The organism is Bacillus sp. AK031 (assembly GCF_053903065.1).
Map to the genome: position 1 here is coordinate 90,424 of NZ_CP096424.1, position 19,757 is coordinate 110,180.

Here is a 19,757-nt window from a genome sequence, read left to right on the forward strand (position 1 = left end):
AGATAAGGAGGCTGTCTCATGAGGGTCCAACCCTTGGCTTTTGAGCCAGCCTCTCTTTTCCTATTAAGGAGGGACAATGCATGTCTTCGAATCCTTTCATGACAATGAAAAACATCAATAAGTCATTTAATGGTGTCCGGGTGCTGAAAGATGTAACCCTGGAGGTAGACAAAGGAGAAATACATGCTTTGTTGGGCGAAAATGGTGCCGGCAAGTCTACACTGATGAATATATTGGGCGGTGTCCATCAGCCTGAAAGCGGAACGATAATCGTAAATGGCAAACAGGTGAAGATGATTAACCCAAGGATTTCACAGGAACAGGGAATAAGCTTTATCCACCAGGAACTGAATGTGGTAGCAGACCTTAAAGTCTATGAAAATATGTTTTTAGGATCGGAACTTCGCAATAAGTTCGGATTCCTCAAGGTCGAAGAGATGTGCAGGCAGACAAGGGAGATCCTCTCGCAGCTGGGAATTGATATCAATCCAAAAGAGTATGTGCGCAATCTGGATACTTCTTACAAACAGTTGATCGAGATCTCAAAGGCACTTCTTCGAAAATCAAGATTAATCATCATGGATGAACCAACTTCATCGTTAGCTGAACATGAAGTGGAGCGTTTATTTGAGTTAATGACAAACCTGAAGAAATCAGGCGTTTCCATCATTTATATATCGCACAAACTGAATGAAATCAAAGCAGTTTGTGACCGTTATACCGTATTAAGGGATGGGGAAGTAGTAGGGACCGGCAGCATAGCGAATGAAAATGTCGATACCATCACCAAAATGATGGTTGGGAAATCTATTTCGGAAGATCGATTGGAAACAAGCCATGAACTAGGCCCGGTAATGCTTGAAGTGAAAAACTTAACGAACCAAGGAAATTACAAGAATATCAACTTTGCAGTGCGTAAAGGAGAAATAGCTGGTTTCACCGGCCTGGCTGGTGACGGCAGAACGGAATTGTTTGAAAGCTTATTTGGATATCGAAAAAAATACACTGGTGAAATAAGAATCAATGACCAGCTGGTAAAAATAGATCACCCAAGCAAAGCTGTAAAAGCAGGTTTGGGACTGGTTCCTAAGGACAGAAAAGAGAATGCCATTATTAAAGACTTAAGTGTCATTCATAACATGACAATGTCTTCCATCGGGCATTTCGAAAAGACGGGTTTCATCCAGGAAAGAATAGAAAAAGAGAAGTTTCAGTTTTATAAAGAGAAGCTGAATATCAAAGTGCACAATCCGCGTATTACAATTGATAAACTGAGCGGAGGTAATCAGCAAAAGGTCATCATTGCCAAGTGGCTTGAAGTGAATACGGACATCATCATCTTTGATAATCCTACACAAGGTATAGATGTAGGGGCGAAACAGGAAATCTATCATCATATTATTTCGTTGGCAGAGCAGGGGAAGGCCGTGATCATTTTGTCTTCCGAAGCGCCGGAAGTATTGAAAGTCTGCCATAACATCAATGTGATGTACCAAGGAGAGATAACTGCCCGCTTCAAGGGTGATGAAGCTACAGAAGATGAAATCATGAGTTACGCTACAGGTTCAAAAAGGGAGGCTGAAAGAATTGGCTAATGCAGGATTGAAAGCAAATATGGATACAAAATCGAATAATCAAAGTCGCCTCTCTTGGCTGTGGTCAGAGTATAGCGTCATTATTGCCTTTATCATTATTTTCGTAGCTGCCGCAATTATGAATCCAAGATTCCTGGATCTTAATAACCAGCTTAATATTCTAATGCAAGTATCCATTATAGGAATCGTGTCACTGGGTATGACGATGGTCATGCTGTCAGGCGGAATTGACTTATCGGTTGGTTCGGTTCTTGTACTTGTCGGGGTTGTAAGTGTCCTGGCATTAAATGCAACCGGAAGCATATTTGTCGCTATCTTAACGGCATTTGCAGTTGGTGCTTTTGCCGGCTTCCTGAATGGGTTGATGGTGGCAAAAGGAAAAATAGCCTCATTTATAGCCACCTTGGGGATGATGGCAGCCGCGCGTTCCATCGCTTTGTATATTGCAGAAGGCGGAAGTATATCAGGAGAGGTATCCGGATTCACGGCAATTGCCAACAGTGACTTATGGATTTTTGACTACCCGGTTATTATCTTTTTGGTCATGACAGCATTGGTTTTTGTTCTGATGCACAAAACGCGTTTCGGAAGATATGTATATGCTTTGGGGAGCAATGAGAAAGCTGCACTGCTTTCAGCGATTCGAGTGGATCGTGTCAAGATTGGGGTATACACATTGACGGGCCTTTTGGTCAGTGTGGCTGCAATCATTGAAACATCCCGGCTGAATTCAATTTCTTCCTCCAGTTCAGGGGTTCAATATGAATTGGATGCAATCGCAGCCGTCATCATTGGCGGTACAAGGATGACAGGTGGACGCGGTAAGATCATTGGTACATTCTTTGGCGTTCTGATCTTGGGAATCCTGAATAACATGATGAACCTGATGAACGTATCACCTCATCTGCAGGGGTTTGTAAAAGGTTTGATTATCATCATTGCAGTAGTTTTCCAAAAGAAAGAATAGAAGAGGTGGAACAAAATGGGATTAAAAGCAGGAATTATCGGCTGTGGGTCGATTGCGAAATTACGTCACGCACCAGAGTATTTCGCTAATCCCCACGTTGATGAAATTATATTTTACGACAGAAATCCGGAGAGGTCTCGTAAGCTTGCCGACATGTTTGGCGGGAGTACAGCAGACTCAGTAGATGAACTTTTGGAAGATCCAACGATTGATGTAATAAGTGATTGCTCATCGAATGAGTTTCATCATATTTTCTCCTCCAAAGCTTTGTTGAACGGCAAGCATGTATTATGTGAAAAACCGATCTCGCTGACAGTGGAAGAAGCACAAAAAGTAGTGGATGCCCAGAATCAATCAGGCAAAAAATTGATGGTCGACCATAACCAGCGGTTTACACGTGCTCACCGAAAGGCCAGGGAGATCATTCAGAGCGAAGAGCTTGGCAAAGTCCTTTCCTTCAGGACTACATTTGGCCATGCAGGCCCTGAGCACTGGGGGGTAAATAAATCAAATTCCACCTGGTTCTTCAAAAAGGACCGGTCAGGCCTTGGGGTAGCGGGTGATTTAGGGATTCATAAAATCGACCTTATGCACTATCTCCTTGATGATGAAATCAAGCAGGTCAGCGCTTTTCAGGGAGCTTTGGATAAAGTCGATGAAAACGGCGACCCCATAGAAGTGTGTGATAACCTCGTATGCAGCCTGAAGACGGAAAAAGGACGCTTGGGAACAGCTTCCTTCTCATGGACCTATTATGGAGAAGAAGACAATAGCACGATTATCTACTTTGAAAAAGGAATCATGAAGATATACCACAGTGAGGAATATCAATTAGAAGTCATCACAAAAGAAGGCGAGCGGATCAATTATCAATTGGAAAGCATCCAGACCAATGATAATCAGACGAACAGCGGCGTTATCGATGAATTTGTTGACTGCGTCATAAATGACAGGCCTTCCATAGTTACTGGTGAGGATGCACTTTCCTCGCTGAAGGTCGTTCTCGGAATATTGGAAGGTGCAAAAACGAATAAGGTAGTGACGATCTAACTTTTAAGTCTAATCTTTTGATTAGGCTTTTTTTATGGTCCTGCAAACCCCTGGCTATGCCGGAGGTTCCAGAGAGCTTATAGCGTGGTACAAAAGGTTCTCCCTTCATGATAGGTTAAGCAGGTTTACCTATCACTTCATTTCAATGTAAGCAGGAGGTATGCTCTGTGAAGGACATGAATAATTCTTTCTAAAATAAGGGGAAATTTTCCCGTTAAGCTGTGGAATAGCATTCGATTTAGGGTAAATAAGCGGAATTTTTCCGCTTAAGCACAGCAAAATCAACCATTTTCGCATCTTTTTAAGAGAATAAGGGGAATTGCTCCGCTTATTTTAGCTGTTTATCGTGCTTTTTCTTAAATAAGCGGAATTTTTCCCCTTATTTCTCGAAAATTTTCAAAGGGAATAAATGGCTGAAGTAAATCATTCAGTGGACCTCTTAGGCCGAGCCCGGCAAGGAATGGATTTCCGCTCGTCGAAAGAAAGCCTGATCTGGCTGAAAGAATCACAAAAGCCACCGATAGAAGTCTCAGTCTGGCCGACGGAACTAATAAATTCCAAGTGGGCACTAGACCGGCCGCCAGCCATCCCTGCTCATGACAAACGAAAAACCCCCGGCATAAGACCGGGGGTTCCTCAAAATCGATTAACGTACACCCTTCATAAACTTCTGGATGATCGGTGCGATAACGAAGAGGATGATACTTAACAGGATTGCTGCTCCCCCGATCGCTCCGAAATACATAGTTTCATTGGCAGGTGTATAGAATTTTACCAGCTGGGCGTTCAGGGCTTGTGCAGCAGCACTTGCCAGGAACCATACACTCATCGTCTGCGCTGAGAAAGCGACAGGCGCCAGCTTGGTTGTCGCAGATAGTCCGACAGGTGAAATCAGCAATTCACCCAGCACGACGATAAAGTAGCTCAGAACAAGCCATAGCGGGCTTACAAGAGCATCTCCGCTGATGTAGCCAGGGATCAAGATGACAAGGAAAGATAACCCTGCAAATAATAGTCCCAGAGAGAACTTTTGCGGAATGTTCGGCTGTCGGTTACCCAGCTTGACCCACATCCAGGCAAATACCGGTGCAAGAAGGATGATGAACAAAGGATTCAGTGACTGGAACCATGCCGGGGAAATCGTAATGCCGGCAAAGTCGAGATCTGTTCTTTTATCAGCATAGCTTGCCAGAATGGTAGAACCCTGTTCCTGGATGGCCCAGAACATGACAGCTGCAATGAACAGCGGAATGTAGGCAATCACTCGGGAGCGCTCTACTTCCGTAGTCTTTGGACTGAAGTACATGGCCAGGAAGTAAAGAGTCGGAATGACAATCCCCAAGATTCCAATCAGGTTAATAAACATATTGACGGTAAATAGGCCGTTTGGAATCAAGTACGCCAGCAGGCCTCCGATCACGACAACTGTTACAGCGGTGATCGTTGAATATCTTTTCTTTTCAGCAGGAGTCAACGGGTTGCCGACGTAAGTACCAGCCAATCCCAAGTTATTCTTTTTAGTGACAACAAACACAATCAAACCTAACAGCATTCCGACCGCAGCAGCTCCGAAGCCCCAGTGGAATCCGTATGCATCAGCAAGGCCTCCTGTAATCAGCGGAGATAGAAAAGCTCCAAGGTTGATTCCCATGTAGAAAATGCTGAATCCGGCATCGCGGCGGCTGTCTCCCTCGGGATACATTTCACCGACTACGCTGGATACGTTCGGTTTTAATAAACCGGTACCAATGACGATGAGTACCATGGATACAAAGAACATGGAAAGGCTTCCAGGAATGGCCAAAGCAATATGGCCGAACATGATCAATATTCCGCCGTAGAAGATGGCTTTTGATGTTCCGAATACCCGGTCTGCCAGCCAGCCTCCGATGACGCCTGACATATAAACAAGGGCGCCGTAAATTGACATGATGGAAAGAGCGAGGTTTTCATCCAGCCCCAACCCGCCTTCTGATACCTCATAATACATGTAGAATACGAGGATGGCTCTCATGCCATAGTAAGAAAAACGCTCCCAAAATTCTGTGAAAAATAATGTGAAAAGTCCTTTAGGGTGTCCAAGGAATCCCTTTTGCGGGACACTTTCGACAATTCTTTGTTTGTCTGATTTTGACATATATGTACCTCCTATAAAATACTTTACTATAATAATTATTATTTTCCATGTTGTCAAAATACTTTCTAATAGTTCTACTAGTAAAATAATTAAGAATTAAGTATTTATAGGTATTGAGATACAAGTGGCAGAAGAATAATAGGAGATTATTAGTATATTAAGATATTAAAAAGGCTAGGATATACCTGGTTTTTCACTAATGGGAGGAATGAGGAGGACGCAAAAAGGTAAATTCATGAAAAAATCCTGGCCCCATTTTAGAGGCCAGGAACACTTAATATCCATTTATCGTTGAGGGCGGGACTCGTTTAGGGAAGGGGTTAAGTCATATTTACCGCGATACCAGAAATTTTGGTCCGAAAAAGCACCGAGGGGGGCAAACTTTGCTATGCCTGTTACTGGAGTGCCATTCACTTCATACTTATATACCCCATCACTGCTCCCGATCCTTTCCCCGAATTCTCCATACTTTCCTTGAACTTCAGCCGGTTGGATTTCAGGGCTGAATCTTAAAGACACCTGATACCGTTTAGAAGTATCCTGGCGGTTGAGCACGATAAGAAAGCTGCCGTCTTCATTGACTTCACCTTGTTCTTCCAATGTGTATTCTTCTACCGGCTCTACCTTGCCAGCAAGGACATCATCATGCTCTACCCCGCCGGGGAATTCTTGCAGGCCTGATTGGAGAACAGTTCCTTGTGGGAGGTTTGTCTGCCCTCGAATGATAAGCCTGTTTGGGTCATATTGAACATTGCCATCCAGCGCAATGACTTCATTTCCTTCTGCGATTTCAGGTGCTTTTTCTTCTGCCTGCAAAGTTTTATCGACTAAAACAACCCGGCATCCTGTTAACAAGGCCAGCACCAATAGGACCGTTATCAAGGTTATTGCCTTCTTTAACATGCTCTGTCCTCTTTGTGGCCTGCAAAAGTGAAGTCTTCTTTTTCAGGTTGGCGGTCTGCAGCAGGTTTATTTAATTTGCTTTTCTTTCTAATTCGCTTCAGCCCTACTGGATTTCCCTCAATTAAAACTGTTCTCAGCACTGCACTGATTTCGTTGACACAGTAGATGGAAACAGCAAAGAACAAGAGCGGGCCCAATACAAGGTATGGACGGATGAACACCTGCTGAATATTGATGGCAATCGTTGCAGCCCATTCATTTGTGGCAGAGAAATAGACAGGAATAACTTCCATGATCCCGAAATTGGCTGTCATCAGCCCACCAAGGCAGATGTGCAAGATTCCGAGTTGGATCAGCAGCAGCAGTGTTTGCGAAAGCTGTTCAGAAAACATGACGATAGAATGGCGCCCAAAGTGAGGCACTAAATGTTTTCTGATTAAGTGAAACCGGCTTGCGCCCATTTGTCTGGAAACATCAATGAACTCCTGCTTCATAAAGTCATTCATGTTTTGGCCTACATACATCCCGAGAGAAGGAATGACAATGAGCGCAATGACAATTACTTCAATGATCAAGAAACGAAAACTTGTGAGGGCTTGAGCTTCATATGCACCTTGAAGTGGATACAAAAGGATAAACCCGACGATGGCCAGCGGGATAAAGTTGAACGTGTCCCAGAATCCTTTGATTCCCGACCGAAGCCAGCCTGGCATGAAAGCGTAAAGAAGTCCTGAGAAAAAACCTCCGATCATCCGGAGCAGGGCAATGGCCAAGGCGGCCAAAAGTGTATACTTTGCTCCATCAACGAGCATGAGGAAGATGCTTCTTCCAAGCTTATCGCTCCCTAAAGGCGGCATTTCGGATGGAGAGTAAGGCGCCGCGGCAATGACTTTATGGGTCTCCGGATCCGTTAAATAAGGAGGTCCGGATTCCTGGAGATCAGGGTAAAGGACGGGAACTAGAAAGCTTCCGGCAATCATGGCTGCGATAATTCCAAATGGAATCCAAAACCGTAAAGATTTGAATATACTCATACCTCAAGCTCCCCTCCGATTGTTTTTGTCAGAAAGACTCTGCCCAGGCTGAATAGGATGAAAAATGGAATGTATATTAACAGCATTCCAATAAAAAAGGCACTTGGCTCAGCGGTGGCAGTGGTCAGCATAACAACCATGAATCCATTGATGTTAAACAGCATCTCAATGATGAGCAGGTTGGAAAGCATCAATAAGAAAATCGGTTTAATATGATAATAGAATTGAATCCAGACATTCCGGAACAGGTGGACCCACAGAGTGTAAGCTTTTGAAAACCCTTTTGAGAAAGAATACTCCACATACGGCCTGTCTTCTTCCTCCCGAATTTGGAACAGGAAGTTCTTCGTGAGGAAAGCGATAGGCAGTACGGCTAAACAAAAGATCGGCAGAACATAAATTTTATCTTCACCCAGCTTATAGATATCAAACAGAAGGACGTCCGTCTGCTTGAAAAGCCAAATGATGAATAACTGTAAAAGCACGATGATCAGTACATCCGGAAGTGAATCAAGCAAGTCAAGGGTCCGCATGCAAATCCGGTATGCCCATTTCGGGAGAAACATGATCAGATAACTGGTGATTGCGGAAATGACGACGGCAATGAGAAACGCAGTTGCCAAAAGAAGGAATGAGTATCCAAACAACTCTAACAGCATTGGGAAAATCGGATACATCTTTTCTCCCTCATCGATGCTGATGAAAATCGATCCGGGGTGTAAGATATCATGGAAGATTTGTTTCAGAGTATGGATATATTTTGCAATATGTATGACAAGTTCATGGTCGTAATAAAGTAAAGAACCGGCAGCACTGAATAAAAATAAACCTGTGCACGTCAACAAAAACTGAACGGGCAGCCACATGATTCGTTTCAATGGTAAGCCTCCTTATTGAGTAAAATGGTAGTTAAAAACTTCTGGTTTCCGGTTTTATAGATCCTCCTTATGTTACAAGTATATTTCAAATTTTTCAGAATATTTCACTCCTTACTATATCACTTCCAAATTATTCAATCAACACAGATGAATAATTACAGAATATTGGAAAAATGTAAGGGTTGATAATATAATTTTAAATAGGAAGTGTTCAAGTTTCCGCACGGAGATTATGTACATATAAGGAGAGTTAGTTTATGACAGAAAGCAAAGCGATACAGCAGTTGAAAACTCCGCATACAACAGCGAGCCTGATTGAAGATTTTAAAAGAATCGGCATTGAAGAGGGCATGACATTGATTGTCCATTCGTCCCTTAGCTCACTTGGATGGGTGTGCGGCGGAGCGGTGGCAGTAGTGAAAGCCCTTATGAAAGCTGTGGGTAAGGAAGGAACCATTGTCATGCCTGCCCAAACGGCAGATAATTCAGATCCTTCTTACTGGCAGAGCCCTCCGGTACCAGAGGAATGGTGGCCATCGCTGAGACGTTCAGGACTTTCCCTGGAGTGAAAAGAAGCGATCATCCCGTTTATTCCTTTACAGCTTGGGGGAAACATGCGGAATACATACTGAGTGAGCAGCCCCTCGAAGAAGGATTCGGGCCGAATTCTCCGCTTGCCAAAATATATGAGTTGGATGGACATATCCTATTGCTCGGTGTTACACACGAAAGCAACACATCGCTTCATTTCGCTGAGCACAGTATAGCGAATCGGGAAAAAGAAAAGAAAGGAACGGCGATGATCGAGACAGGAAGCCGTGTCTGGAAAACATATGAGGAAATTCTTTATGACTCAGATCCATTTGAAGCTCTCGGAAAAGAGTTTGAAAAAAAACATAAAATACAAAAATTTGCTATTGGAAATGCCGATTGCAGCCTCATGAAACAACGGGAGATAGTTGATTTTGCCCGGACCTGGCTGCAATAAGAAAAGGAAAGGGATGGATTGGTTTATGAGTGAAAAACTATTGAGAGTGGGTACGATCTACATTCCTGTAAGCGATGTTGCAGTCTCATCGGATTGGTATACTGAAAATCTGGAAGCGAAGCTGAAATACCAGGATAAAGATAAGGCGATTCTGGAGTTGGCCAACCAAAGCTTCTTCCTTGTTAAAGCCGAGGAAAATCAATCGTCCAACTTTTATGATACCCAAGGGTCTGAACGGTTTTCCTTCACTTTTGAAGTGAATGGGCTTGAGGCTTTAACGGAGCTCCACAAGGACTTCAAGCAGAGGAATATAGTGACAGGAGAGATCGAAGACAGGGGGCATGCCGGCAGAAACTTTGTATTTAGCGATCTGGACGAAAACCTATTTGATGTCTGGAGTGAATTAAGCCCTGTGTTTAAAGAAAAGTATAAAATATAAATGTTTCACGTGAAACGAATGAAGGATAACTGCTGGTAAAAGGAGGGTGAGAATGAAATCAAATCGTCTCGAAAAAGCAACTTTTGCCGGAGGCTGTTTCTGGTGCATGGTTTCTCCATTCGATGAGCAGGAAGGAATTCAAAGTATCATCTCTGGTTATACGGGCGGTTATACTGAAAACCCAACCTACAAAGAGGTGGTTTCCGGAGAGACTGGCCACCGAGAAGCCGTCCAAATAACATATGACCCCGAAGTCTTCCCTTATGAAAAGCTTCTGGAACTGTATTGGCAGCAAATTGACCCTACAGATCCGGAGGGGCAGTTCAGTGATCGGGGAGAAGCCTATACAACAGCGATTTTTTATCATACAGAAGAGCAAAAGGAAAAAGCAGAAAAATCCAAGAGAGAACTTGCAGAAAGCGGCCGATTCCAAAAACCGATTGTGACGGAGGTCGTACCCGCCCGGCCATTTTATAAGGCAGAGGAATATCATCAGGATTTCTATAAAAAGAATAACTTCAGATATGAATTGTATCACAGGGGTTCCGGCCGGAAGGATTTCATGAAAGAGCATTGGCCAAAAGACACTTCTCACCTTAAAGAAAAATTGACGCCGATTCAATACTTTGTCACTCAGGAGAATGGAACCGAGCCTCCCTTCGAGAATGAGTATTGGAATAATGACCAAGCGGGTATTTATGTAGATATCGTTTCAGGTGAACCCTTGTTTACTTCTAAAGACCAGTATGACAGCGGCTGCGGCTGGCCAAGCTTCACAAAGCCTGTGATGTCAGCCAGTGTGAAAGAAAAATATGACCTCAGCCACCGAAGCACTAGAATCGAAGTGCGCAGCCGGGAAGCCAATTCACATTTGGGCCATGTATTTGATGATGGACCTGGAAAAAACGGCCTGCGCTACTGCATCAATTCGGCGGCACTTCGTTTCATACCAGTGGAAGATCTGGAGAAAGAGGGATATGAGGATTTTAAGATATTGTTTCCTGGAAAATAACCTTAAATAAAAACAAGCCTGGTCGCAAAAATGACTCAGGCTTGTTTAATGTACGGTTTACAAAACTTACCGTACTGGAGACATGTGTTCTTTAGGCTCCGGAACTCTCGATAGGATAAGGATGCCGATAATGAATAACACCACAAGGCTGAACACGCCGGTGCTTGAATCACCCGTTACTTGAGCCGTGACAGCAACAAGCAGCGGTCCCATGATCGAAGCGAATTTTCCGAAAATATTGTAGAAGCCGAAAAACTCGTTGGCATTCTGTTTTGGAATCAATCTTGCAAAGTAGGAACGGCTTAAAGCCTGAATCCCTCCTTGCGAGGTGGCCACAAGCATAGCCAATATCCAGAAATCCAAAGTGGTTTCAAGAAAATAAGCGTAGATGCAGACGAAAATGTAAATGATGATTCCCACATACAGCATCTTTTTGCCGGTAAATCTTTCAGCGAGCTTTCCATAAAGAATTGCAAATGGAGCGGCAACGACCTGGGTGACGAACAGGATGATCAACAGGTTGGTAGACGTAATGCCAAGATCGGTTCCGTATGCGGTGGACATCGTAATGATTGTTCCGACACCATCAATATAAAAGAAGTAGGCAAGCAGGAACAGAAACAACGGGCGGTATTTCTTGATTTCTTTAAATGTTTTACCCAGACGCTTAAAGCTGTTGGCGACGGGGTTTGGTTCCCGTTCAATATAGTATTTTTGATGCACATTTTTAAATAAAGGAATTGTAAACAATCCCCACCATAAAGCGGTAATCAGGAAAGCAATTTTGCTAGCCATGGTAGTGGAAAGGGGGATGGTCCCGCTTTGAGCCAGGATAATAATCGCGATGCTGATAATGAAAGGAATAGTACTACCGATGTATCCGAACCCAAAGCCTCTTGCGGAGACCCTGTTCATTTTTTCATCTGTTGTTACATCTGTGAGGAAAGCGTCATAGAAAACGTTGGCACCGGCAGAGCCTACAGCAGCAAATGTATAAAAAATTAATAGCAGAAGCCATTGGTCACTTGGAATGAAAGCCAGCATGGCCGTAAATGTTACACCCAAAATGAAGAAGAACGTGAAAAACTTCTTTTTAAAACCCCGATAGTCGGCAATCGTTCCTAAAATCGGCCCCAGCATGGCCAGGATGAAGGTGGCAATCGCAATGGTATAGCCTAAATAGGCAGTCGAATCCGCGGCACTGACTCCCGCGTTTGTGGCAGCTGCTTTATAAAACAGCGGAAAAACAGCCGTCGAAATAATGATGGAATACGCTGAGTTGGCCCAGTCATAAAATATCCAGCTGTTTTCTTCTTTTGTAAAAGCCTTCATTGATCTTGACCTCCCGGAAACGGTTTCATTTTTTATTGTACAAGATAAAAAGACTAACAGAATAAAAGCAGCAAAACTTTACACAATATTTACTGTTTTAATAATTCTTCTATGACCTTTCCGTCCGTTTCTCCTAATTGCAAGCCAAGGAGCCTGGCGAAAGTCGGCCCTTCATCAACAAGGTGCATGGATGGAATGACGGCTCTTTCTTGGATTCCCTGCCCTGAAGCAATCAGCATAGTGGCATAATCTGCTTTTTCAGGAGAGTATCCATGAGAAGCATACGTATACTTGCCGACTTCAACATCCTCAGCGGTGATTTCATCTACGTAATCCCCTTCGAACCCTTCTTTAATATAAAATCCAAGTGATGCCTCAAGCATGAAGGCGCAGGTGCCATCAGCCCCTTTCTCTCCCGCTTCTTCTCCTGTTAACACTCTTTCAATGCCGTTAGTCTCATCGGCGGCAAGGTCGCCCAAGATTTCTTTGACCAACTGGTGGGTTTTTGTGTCGCTTTTATCTTTTATATAGATATATGCCGAGCCGTCGCAGCTCTTGCAGTAAGCTTTCCAATCTTTCACTTTTCCCTGGTTGTCTGTACTGATGAGCCCTTTTTCCTTCAGGAGCACATTTGGCTTGACGGCTTTCGCTTCATCGAGGGCGCTGTGGTCACCGAGAGCGATAATCGTCGACTTCTCATAAATGTCGGCCTTTTTCATGGCCTCTATGATTCTCCCGAGTCTTTCATCATGCCTATTTAAAGCCTGATAAGCCTCTTCGGATGAAAACCCGTGGTAATGGCGGTGTGAATCAAGATCTGTGAAATGGATAAGCATCAAATTCGGTTTCTTTTTGCGTATGGTCTCAAGGGTGGATTCCAGGACGAAATCATCAAGCTCCGGCTGGCGGAGTCCGTTGCGTATGTAGCCAAATCGCCGGTTCATTTCCAGCTGAAAGGAGGTACTGCCATTCCAAAGCGAGACGGCCACCTGATGATGCCATGGGCGATTTGCAAAAATTTCAGGCATATTGTAATCAATATCCGCCTTAGCGGTTACAGGCCATAATAAGGCAGCGGTACTCATGCCGGCTTGCTTTGCTTCATCATAAAGGGTCGTCCCTTTTACATGGCGGCGGTGCCAATACCAATCAGGTGAAGCACTTCCGGGTTGAAGCATTGTATTGTTGATGACCCCGTGTTTATTGGGAAAGTTGCCTGTCACAATGGTCGCATGGCACGGATAGGTGACGGATGGATAAATGGTTTCGACATTGATGCAGTATGACCCATTTTTAAGCAGCTTTTTGAAGTTGGGCAATTCCTTAATAACAGGAAAATCGAGCGTTGAAAGACAATCGAATGAAATAACAATCAGGTGATCGGTAAGTCGCTTCATGAAAGCCTCCAATAATTTAAATTTTTAAAATATTCATGGTATGTATTTAATATAACAGAAAATGGTGGTGCGGCTATAAGGAGTTTTAAAGAAAGATGCGTATAGGGTTTGATAGTGTGGAAATCAGGTTGTTGAGATTGATTCGGACACAAGTGGCCCGAGTAAGCCGGGAGGAGTCCGAATGGGTGGGGCATTCGGACAGAAAGCAGCCAAACGAGCGAGTTGAGTCCGAATTCTTTGTTGATTCGGACACAAATGGGCCGAGTAAGCCGGCTGGAGTCCGAATCGGTGGATCATTCGGACAGAAAGCGGTCCAAATGAGCAGCTTGAGTCCGAATTCGGTGTTGATTCGGACACAACTGGCCCGAGTAAGCAGGCTGGAGTCCGAATAGGTGGGTCATTCGGACAGAAAGCAGCCAAACGAGCGAGTTGAGTCCGAATTCTTTGTTGATTCGGACTCAACTGGTCCGAGTAAGCCGGGAGGAGTCCGAATCGCTGGGCCATTCGGACAGAAAGCAATCCAAATGAGCGCCTTGAGTCCGAATTCGGTGTTGATTCGGACACAACTGGTCCGAGTAAGCCGGGAGGAGTCCGAATTCGGTGTTGATTCGGACACAACTGGCCCGAGTAAGCAGGCTGGAGTCCGAATCGGTGCCGCCGCTTTTCTTTTCATAACAAAAAGAGCCACTGTCAAACAGCGGCTCTCTTCTATCTTTACGCTTGAATATAATCATAGTCATAATCAATCTGTTCATCGTTGAAGTAGCTTTTGATAATGTCCTTGTCAGAGTGCGGGATCTCTTTTCCTTTTACGATTTGAGTCCCGTTGATACACCCGCCTGTTAACAGGATCAGGTCATTTTCATCACTGAGCGACAGGGCAGACAGTACGCCTTCAGCACGTGTCCGCTCAGTGTAAATGTTCTCTGCAGAAGGATCAGAGAAGCCTGACAGTACTTGGCTGATGATGTCCTCGGGATCATTATAGCCGGGATGGTCGACAGATACGACAATTTCATCGGCCCGTCCTTCTATTGTTTCAGCCATGAGAGGCATTTTGTCCTTATCCCTGATGCCGATACCGGTAATCAAAACAATCAGCTTCTTATATTCCAGCTTCTTGACCTCTTTCAGCAGGTTTTGGAGCGCTGACGGCGTATGGGCGTAGTCGAGCAGAATATTCCTGTTTCCATACCCGGTGAGAAGCTCAAATCTTCCCTCCGGACCTTCGATGGCAGTGAGGGCTAGCAGAATTTGATGAATTGAATGGCCGGAATGCATAGCTGTACAGATGGCTGCCAGAATGTTGGCTACGTTATAATCGCCGATGACAGGAGCCCTTACAATATACGATTCCTTATCGATGATTAATTCGAAAAAGGTTTCATGTCCTAATGTTTTGAGGTTTGAAGCTTTAACATCTGCGTCTGATTTTTTATCCAGGCTGTATGTCAGGACTTCACCTGAGTACATATCGAGTATGTCCTTCGCCATTCCGTCATCATCGATATTCACCACGGCTTTTTTCGCCTGCTGAAACAGCTTCAGTTTTGCCTTTTTATAATTATCGAACGTCCCATGAAACTCCAGGTGTTCAGGGGAAAGGTTGGTATGTATCGCGATGTCGAACTGTATTCCCGCAACACGTTTTTGTTCAGTGGCGACAGACGAAACTTCCATTACAGCGACTTTATCGCCGCGCTTTTTAAATTGGTCAAAAATATAATGTAAATCAGAAGACTCCGGTGTTGTCGGAGTGCTTTTCTTTAATTTGATTTTTCCCGAGGAAGAATTGATGCCTGTTGTTCCAATTGAGCCAGTCGGGGTACCAAGCAGGGTCATCAATGATTTAACATAGGCGGTGACAGTCGTTTTCCCGTTCGTACCGGTCACTCCTATGGTCGTCAGGCTTTCATGGACTCTTTTATAAAATAATATGGACAGTTCAGCGAGAAAAGTCCGAGCATCTTCTATTTGTATAAAAGTTCTGTCTGCATACTTGTGGCTGGCCTCTTCCAGCACTTCAGCATTTTCTCCGGCCAGGACAGCCGCGCCATTAAGAATGGCATCTTCAAGGAATGAGTGGCCATCATGGTTTTCCCCGCTAATACACACAAACGCTGCATTTTTCATTACTTTTCTGGAGTCAAAGTTGACGTTTGTTATTTTCCGGTTGTTCTGTCCCCAAACGCGTTTAATTCCTAACTGTTCCTGTTGTGTGAAGTCAATATTCATTGGCTCTCTCCCTTTAATATGAAAGTCAGTTATCCTTTTTCACTAGAAATGGTGGCCGTACCAGCAGCGAGTTTATACAAGAGGAATAATGCTTGTCTTTTGAATGAATGCAAATTTGTGATTTTTCTATCCATCTTTACCCGATATTCTAAAATGTATTCTGGTAAAGATTTCATGTTTAGGTTGGGGGAGTTACCTGACAGACACACAGCCCTTTATTGTCATTTCATATTTTCAATGGAAGTAAAATCAATTGACAGAAGGACAAAGAATAGCACAAGGTAGATTAAAGAGGAATAAAGGAGGAAAAGGACATGACAGTGAAATGGGGTATCATGAGTACAGCCAATATCGCGAAAAAAGCACTTATTCCTGCTCTGAAGAATTGTGGGAATGCCGAAGTTGCCGCGATTGCCAGTACAAGCGGAAAAGCAGCAGAGGCTGCAAAAGAGTTTTCCATTCCAAAAGCTTACCAAAGTTATGAGGAACTGCTTGAGGATCCGGACATTCAGGCAGTGTATATCCCTCTCCCCAATACAATGCACAAGGAATGGGTGATAAAGACGGCTCGTAAAAGAAAGCATGTACTTTGCGAAAAGCCGGCTGCATTGACACCTGAAGATGTAAAGGAAATGGCAGATGAGTGCAGGGCCAATGATGTTTTATTCATGGAAGCATTCATGTATCAGTTTCATCCACAGCATCACCGTGTGAAAGAACTTTTAGAAGAAGGTGCGATTGGCGACGTCCGTCATATGCACTCCGTCTTCACCTTCAAACTGGACTTCGAAAAGCATAAAGATAATATTCGGCTTAATCAAGGTCTCGGTGGCGGGAGTGTATGGGATGTGGGTTGTTACTGCATCCATTCATCACGGTTTATCCTTGGTCAAGAGCCCTCCGAAGTTTACGTAAAAGGAAACTTTAATGAACATTTTGGAGTCGACACTAAAGCTAGCGGGATCCTCAGCTTCAAGGATGGGGTGACAGCCAGCTTTGACAGCAGTTTTGAGCAGCCGATGTATGATTTCTATGAGGTTTCCGGTACGAAGGGAAGCATTAAAGTCCCGTTTGCCTATAGATCAGATCGTTTTCCTGGTGGTGAGGTCAGCATCCTTATCACAAATGAAAAAGGCGAGGAAAGAAAAGAGACCCTCAGTGGCAATCAATATGAAATCCAGGCTGCCCATTTCAGCCAATGTATTCTCGAGGGAAAACAGCCTGTCTATTCACCAGATGAAACGATGAGGAACATCAAAACCATCCAGGCTTGCTATCAGTCCATGAAAACAAATGAACCGGTTCAACTATGAAAAACTCCTAAAAGGCTGCCTTAAGGCGGCTTTTTTTGTGCTGCTTAATTAAAGATTGCAGATTCATCCAAAAGCCCAGCTAAGACAACAGCTAAACAAATATTAAACGAAAATAACACAACGGAATGTTTTGATTTTTTTATAGGGGGCATATAGTAAGCAATGAAAGATGATAAAAGATTTTCAAAGGAGGAGAAAACATGAAAGCATTAGATTCAATCGCACTGATTCTATTAATTGTCGGAGGCCTTAACTGGCTGCTTGTCGGATTGTTTGAATTCGACTTAGTGGCATCTTTGTTTGGCGGTGAAACGGCCATCTTATCCAAGATTGTTTACATCCTTGTTGGTCTTTCAGCTATTTACTGCATCAAACTATTTGGCAGGATTAAAGATTAATAACGTTTTAAAGGCCATTCCGGGTTTTGGAATGGCCTTTTTGTTCATTAGTTTTTAACCGGTTCCCACAGGTTTTCAATCCCCTGTGCCCGCTTGAGGGTAGTAGTGGCCCCCTGGTGCAGCCCTTCATGCCAGTTTGCAAACGAAACGACTTCACCTAAAGTTTCAAACGAGATTTCATCTGTCATCTTGAATGGTTTTTCACCTCTTTCTGATAGCCTTCCCTCGAATGCTTCTCTCAGCCGCTTCGGCTGTTCCGCAAGGAGGTCCCGTAACTCTTTCAGGGATGGCGGTGAAGCTTCCCACATGTCCGGATATGTATTGAAACCAAACAATTTAACAAAACCTTCTGGTATATGTCCTTTTTCTTTTACAAATGAATGAATAAGATTTTCATGCGATAAATAAATATGCCCTAAATTCCAGCGAATCGAATTTTTGAATCCATCTGGAATTAAATCAGCCATTTCTTCAGTTGTGTTATCCAGTGCTGCGACTGTTCTCATTCGTATAAAATCCATTTGTTTAAAAATCAAAGAATCTTCCATCAGTCACCCTCCTAAACGTCTTTTCATACTATTTCTTTATAAAAAGGAAAAAAACCTTTATCATTCTGAAATAAATGCAGGAATCACATCAATTAGCTTGAAGTAGGTAAGTGGATTTAATTTAAGGGTGTTTTCGGAACGCTTTTTTCGTGCAAAAGCAATTAAATTGTCTTCATTTTTATATTCAACGCTTATCCAAGGATCATTTTACATAAAATAGAAAGTAAGTTCTTTGAAACTTTTCTGGCTCCAACACGTATATGTTAGTATGGACACGAAGACATAGGGCGGAGGTGAAAACATGGGGATTTTGAAAAAGCTTTTCGGCAAGAAGGAAAAGGATATTCCGGTTGTGAAAGAGAGAAATGTTTTCACAATCGAGGTCGGGGATATTGTGGCCTATGACCTGGAAGATTATGAAGTCGTCGGCAAGCTTACATATAATGACCACGGCTTTGAATGGATTGCCTATCAGCTTGTAAGCCCTGATCGGACGGTCTGGCTCAGTGCTGAAATGGATGACCAGGTATACTTGGGCATTTATGAAAAAATCAAGCTTAAGCTCAATGAACCGATCCCTGAAGAAATTGAGTACAACGGTGTACGTTATTATCTTGATGAGTCAGGGACAGCGAGAGTAAAAGGCGAGGGCCGCGGGAAGAATGTCAATGATTTGAACTGCAGGTACTTCGATTACGAGGATGAAGAAGAAGAGAAGTATTTATCCGTGGAAGTCTGGGGAAGTGAAATTGAAGTCAGCAGCGGATATGATATCAATGAGTATGAGATAAAAATTATCGCGAGCAAATAATATACAGGAGGCGAACGTCAATGTTTCAATTATTTAAAAGAATGAAAACGGTAGTAGGTTCCGAGTTGAATGCCATGCTAGATAAAGCAGAAGATCCGGTAAAGATGCTCGATCAGTTCATGCGTGAAATGGAAGCGGATATCCGTGATGCGGAAGCGGCCGTGGCAAAACAGATAGCCAATGAAAAAATACTTCAGAGGAAGTATGAAGATGCTGAGAAGATGGCGGATAAAAGACAGCAGCAAGCCGTAAAAGCCTTGGAAGCAGGCAATGAAGATCTTGCGAGAAGAGCGCTTGAAGACAAGAAGATTCACAGCAGCCAGGCAGACACGCTTCGTGAATCTTATGACAGAGCCAAACAGGATGCTTCAAGCCTGCGCTCAAAGCTGGATGAAATGAAAGATGAATATAACCAAATGAAGCTGAAAAAAGATTCATTGAAGGCACGTGCCGAATCAGCGAAGACAAGAACGAAGATGAACCGTGCGATGTCATCCATCGGCGGGGACGAATCGAGAAAAGGTTTCGACCGCATGGAAGAGAAAGTACTGCAGTTTGAAGCCGAAGCAGAAACAAGTGAAGATATGAGATCATCGAGCCGAAGCCTTGATGATGAATTGGATGCTTTGGATAAAGGCAATGGGGTAGACGATGAGTTGGCAGCTTTGAAGAAACAGCTCGGTAAAGAATAATCATGCCATAATCAGGAACCGCTTAGTT

19 protein-coding genes and 1 pseudogene are annotated in these 19,757 nt (G+C 43.6%); 12 read left to right on the forward strand and 8 right to left on the reverse strand.

The annotated features are described in order from the left end of the window. Window positions 1–80: 80 nt before the first annotated feature. Genes M1E09_RS00420 through M1E09_RS00430 form a run of 3 tightly spaced genes read left to right on the forward strand, consistent with a single transcriptional unit; the run spans window position 81 to window position 3,612 of the window. Window positions 81–1,595: a sugar ABC transporter ATP-binding protein gene (locus M1E09_RS00420; RefSeq protein WP_456272942.1), complete on the forward strand. Its 1,515-nt coding sequence runs from the start codon at window positions 81–83 to the stop codon at window positions 1,593–1,595. Continuing rightward, window positions 1,588–2,562, forward strand: coding sequence for an ABC transporter permease (locus tag M1E09_RS00425; protein WP_456272943.1), 975 nt, complete (start codon window positions 1,588–1,590; stop codon window positions 2,560–2,562). The genes M1E09_RS00420 and M1E09_RS00425 overlap by 8 nt, the downstream gene beginning before the upstream one ends. A gap of 15 nt (window positions 2,563–2,577) precedes the next feature. Continuing rightward, window positions 2,578–3,612, forward strand: coding sequence for a Gfo/Idh/MocA family protein (locus tag M1E09_RS00430; protein WP_456272944.1), 1,035 nt, complete (start codon window positions 2,578–2,580; stop codon window positions 3,610–3,612). 646 nt (window positions 3,613–4,258) lie between these two features. On the opposite strand, the gene M1E09_RS00435 is transcribed toward M1E09_RS00430, so the two are convergent. From M1E09_RS00435 to M1E09_RS00450, 4 genes are all read right to left on the reverse strand, one after another. Next, window positions 4,259–5,749 (reverse strand): peptide MFS transporter, encoded by a 1,491-nt coding sequence (locus M1E09_RS00435; RefSeq protein WP_456272945.1) that lies wholly within the window; start codon window positions 5,747–5,749, stop codon window positions 4,259–4,261. Window positions 5,750–6,034: 285 nt separating this feature from the next. Next, window positions 6,035–6,652 carry a hypothetical protein gene (locus M1E09_RS00440; protein WP_456272946.1) on the reverse strand — a complete coding sequence of 206 codons (618 nt, stop codon included), beginning with the start codon at window positions 6,650–6,652 and terminating at the stop codon, window positions 6,035–6,037. Then, window positions 6,646–7,686 carry an ABC transporter permease subunit gene (locus M1E09_RS00445; protein WP_456272947.1) on the reverse strand — a complete coding sequence of 347 codons (1,041 nt, stop codon included), beginning with the start codon at window positions 7,684–7,686 and terminating at the stop codon, window positions 6,646–6,648. The genes M1E09_RS00440 and M1E09_RS00445 overlap by 7 nt, the downstream gene beginning before the upstream one ends. Beyond that, window positions 7,683–8,564 carry an ABC transporter permease subunit gene (locus tag M1E09_RS00450; protein ID WP_456272948.1) on the reverse strand — a complete coding sequence of 294 codons (882 nt, stop codon included), beginning with the start codon at window positions 8,562–8,564 and terminating at the stop codon, window positions 7,683–7,685. The genes M1E09_RS00445 and M1E09_RS00450 overlap by 4 nt, the downstream gene beginning before the upstream one ends. Before the next feature lie 350 nt (window positions 8,565–8,914). Here M1E09_RS00450 and M1E09_RS00455 point away from each other — a divergent pair. From M1E09_RS00455 to msrA, 3 genes and pseudogenes are all read left to right on the forward strand, one after another. Beyond that, a pseudogene (locus M1E09_RS00455) lies at window positions 8,915–9,552 on the forward strand (aminoglycoside N(3)-acetyltransferase). A gap of 25 nt (window positions 9,553–9,577) precedes the next feature. Beyond that, entirely contained in the window at window positions 9,578–9,991 is a 414-nt protein-coding gene (locus M1E09_RS00460; RefSeq protein WP_456272949.1) for a VOC family protein, read from the forward strand. A gap of 52 nt (window positions 9,992–10,043) precedes the next feature. After that, window positions 10,044–11,003: a peptide-methionine (S)-S-oxide reductase MsrA gene (msrA, locus tag M1E09_RS00465; protein WP_456272950.1), complete on the forward strand. Its 960-nt coding sequence runs from the start codon at window positions 10,044–10,046 to the stop codon at window positions 11,001–11,003. A 66-nt stretch (window positions 11,004–11,069) separates the two neighbouring features. Here msrA and M1E09_RS00470 read toward each other — a convergent pair whose 3' ends face one another. Together M1E09_RS00470 and M1E09_RS00475 are read right to left on the reverse strand one after the other, a co-directional pair. Beyond that, window positions 11,070–12,335: an MFS transporter gene (locus tag M1E09_RS00470; RefSeq protein WP_456272951.1), complete on the reverse strand. Its 1,266-nt coding sequence runs from the start codon at window positions 12,333–12,335 to the stop codon at window positions 11,070–11,072. 89 nt (window positions 12,336–12,424) lie between these two features. Beyond that, window positions 12,425–13,732, reverse strand: coding sequence for an alkaline phosphatase family protein (locus M1E09_RS00475; protein WP_456272952.1), 1,308 nt, complete (start codon window positions 13,730–13,732; stop codon window positions 12,425–12,427). A 95-nt stretch (window positions 13,733–13,827) separates the two neighbouring features. On the opposite strand from M1E09_RS00475, the gene M1E09_RS00480 reads away from it, so the two are divergent. Further along, entirely contained in the window at window positions 13,828–14,124 is a 297-nt protein-coding gene (locus M1E09_RS00480; protein WP_456272953.1) for a hypothetical protein, read from the forward strand. Further along, complete coding sequence (locus M1E09_RS00485; RefSeq protein ID WP_456272954.1) at window positions 14,125–14,493, forward strand: hypothetical protein; 369 nt, start codon at window positions 14,125–14,127, stop codon at window positions 14,491–14,493. Here M1E09_RS00485 and M1E09_RS00490 read toward each other — a convergent pair. Next, on the reverse strand, window positions 14,447–15,967 hold the full coding sequence (locus M1E09_RS00490) for a UDP-N-acetylmuramoyl-L-alanyl-D-glutamate--2,6-diaminopimelate ligase (protein ID WP_456272955.1): 1,521 nt from the start codon (window positions 15,965–15,967) through the stop codon (window positions 14,447–14,449). The two genes, M1E09_RS00485 and M1E09_RS00490, sit on opposite strands and share 47 nt — an antisense overlap. Window positions 15,968–16,281: 314 nt before the next feature. Between M1E09_RS00490 and M1E09_RS00495 the strand changes: the two genes are divergently transcribed. Further along, window positions 16,282–17,280, forward strand: a complete 999-nt coding sequence (locus M1E09_RS00495; protein WP_456272956.1) for a Gfo/Idh/MocA family protein — start codon at window positions 16,282–16,284, stop codon at window positions 17,278–17,280. A 200-nt stretch (window positions 17,281–17,480) separates the two neighbouring features. Beyond that, entirely contained in the window at window positions 17,481–17,678 is a 198-nt protein-coding gene (locus tag M1E09_RS00500; protein WP_456272957.1) for a DUF378 domain-containing protein, read from the forward strand. Between the two features lie 47 nt (window positions 17,679–17,725). On the opposite strand, the gene M1E09_RS00505 is transcribed toward M1E09_RS00500, so the two are convergent. Then, window positions 17,726–18,226, reverse strand: coding sequence for a DinB family protein (locus M1E09_RS00505; protein ID WP_456272958.1), 501 nt, complete (start codon window positions 18,224–18,226; stop codon window positions 17,726–17,728). A 301-nt stretch (window positions 18,227–18,527) separates the two neighbouring features. Here M1E09_RS00505 and M1E09_RS00510 point away from each other — a divergent pair, with 301 nt between their 5' ends. Together M1E09_RS00510 and M1E09_RS00515 are read left to right on the forward strand one after the other, a co-directional pair. Then, window positions 18,528–19,037, forward strand: coding sequence for a DUF4178 domain-containing protein (locus tag M1E09_RS00510; RefSeq protein ID WP_456272959.1), 510 nt, complete (start codon window positions 18,528–18,530; stop codon window positions 19,035–19,037). 20 nt (window positions 19,038–19,057) lie between these two features. Then, window positions 19,058–19,729: a PspA/IM30 family protein gene (locus tag M1E09_RS00515; protein WP_456272960.1), complete on the forward strand. Its 672-nt coding sequence runs from the start codon at window positions 19,058–19,060 to the stop codon at window positions 19,727–19,729. Window positions 19,730–19,757 lie beyond the last annotated feature (28 nt).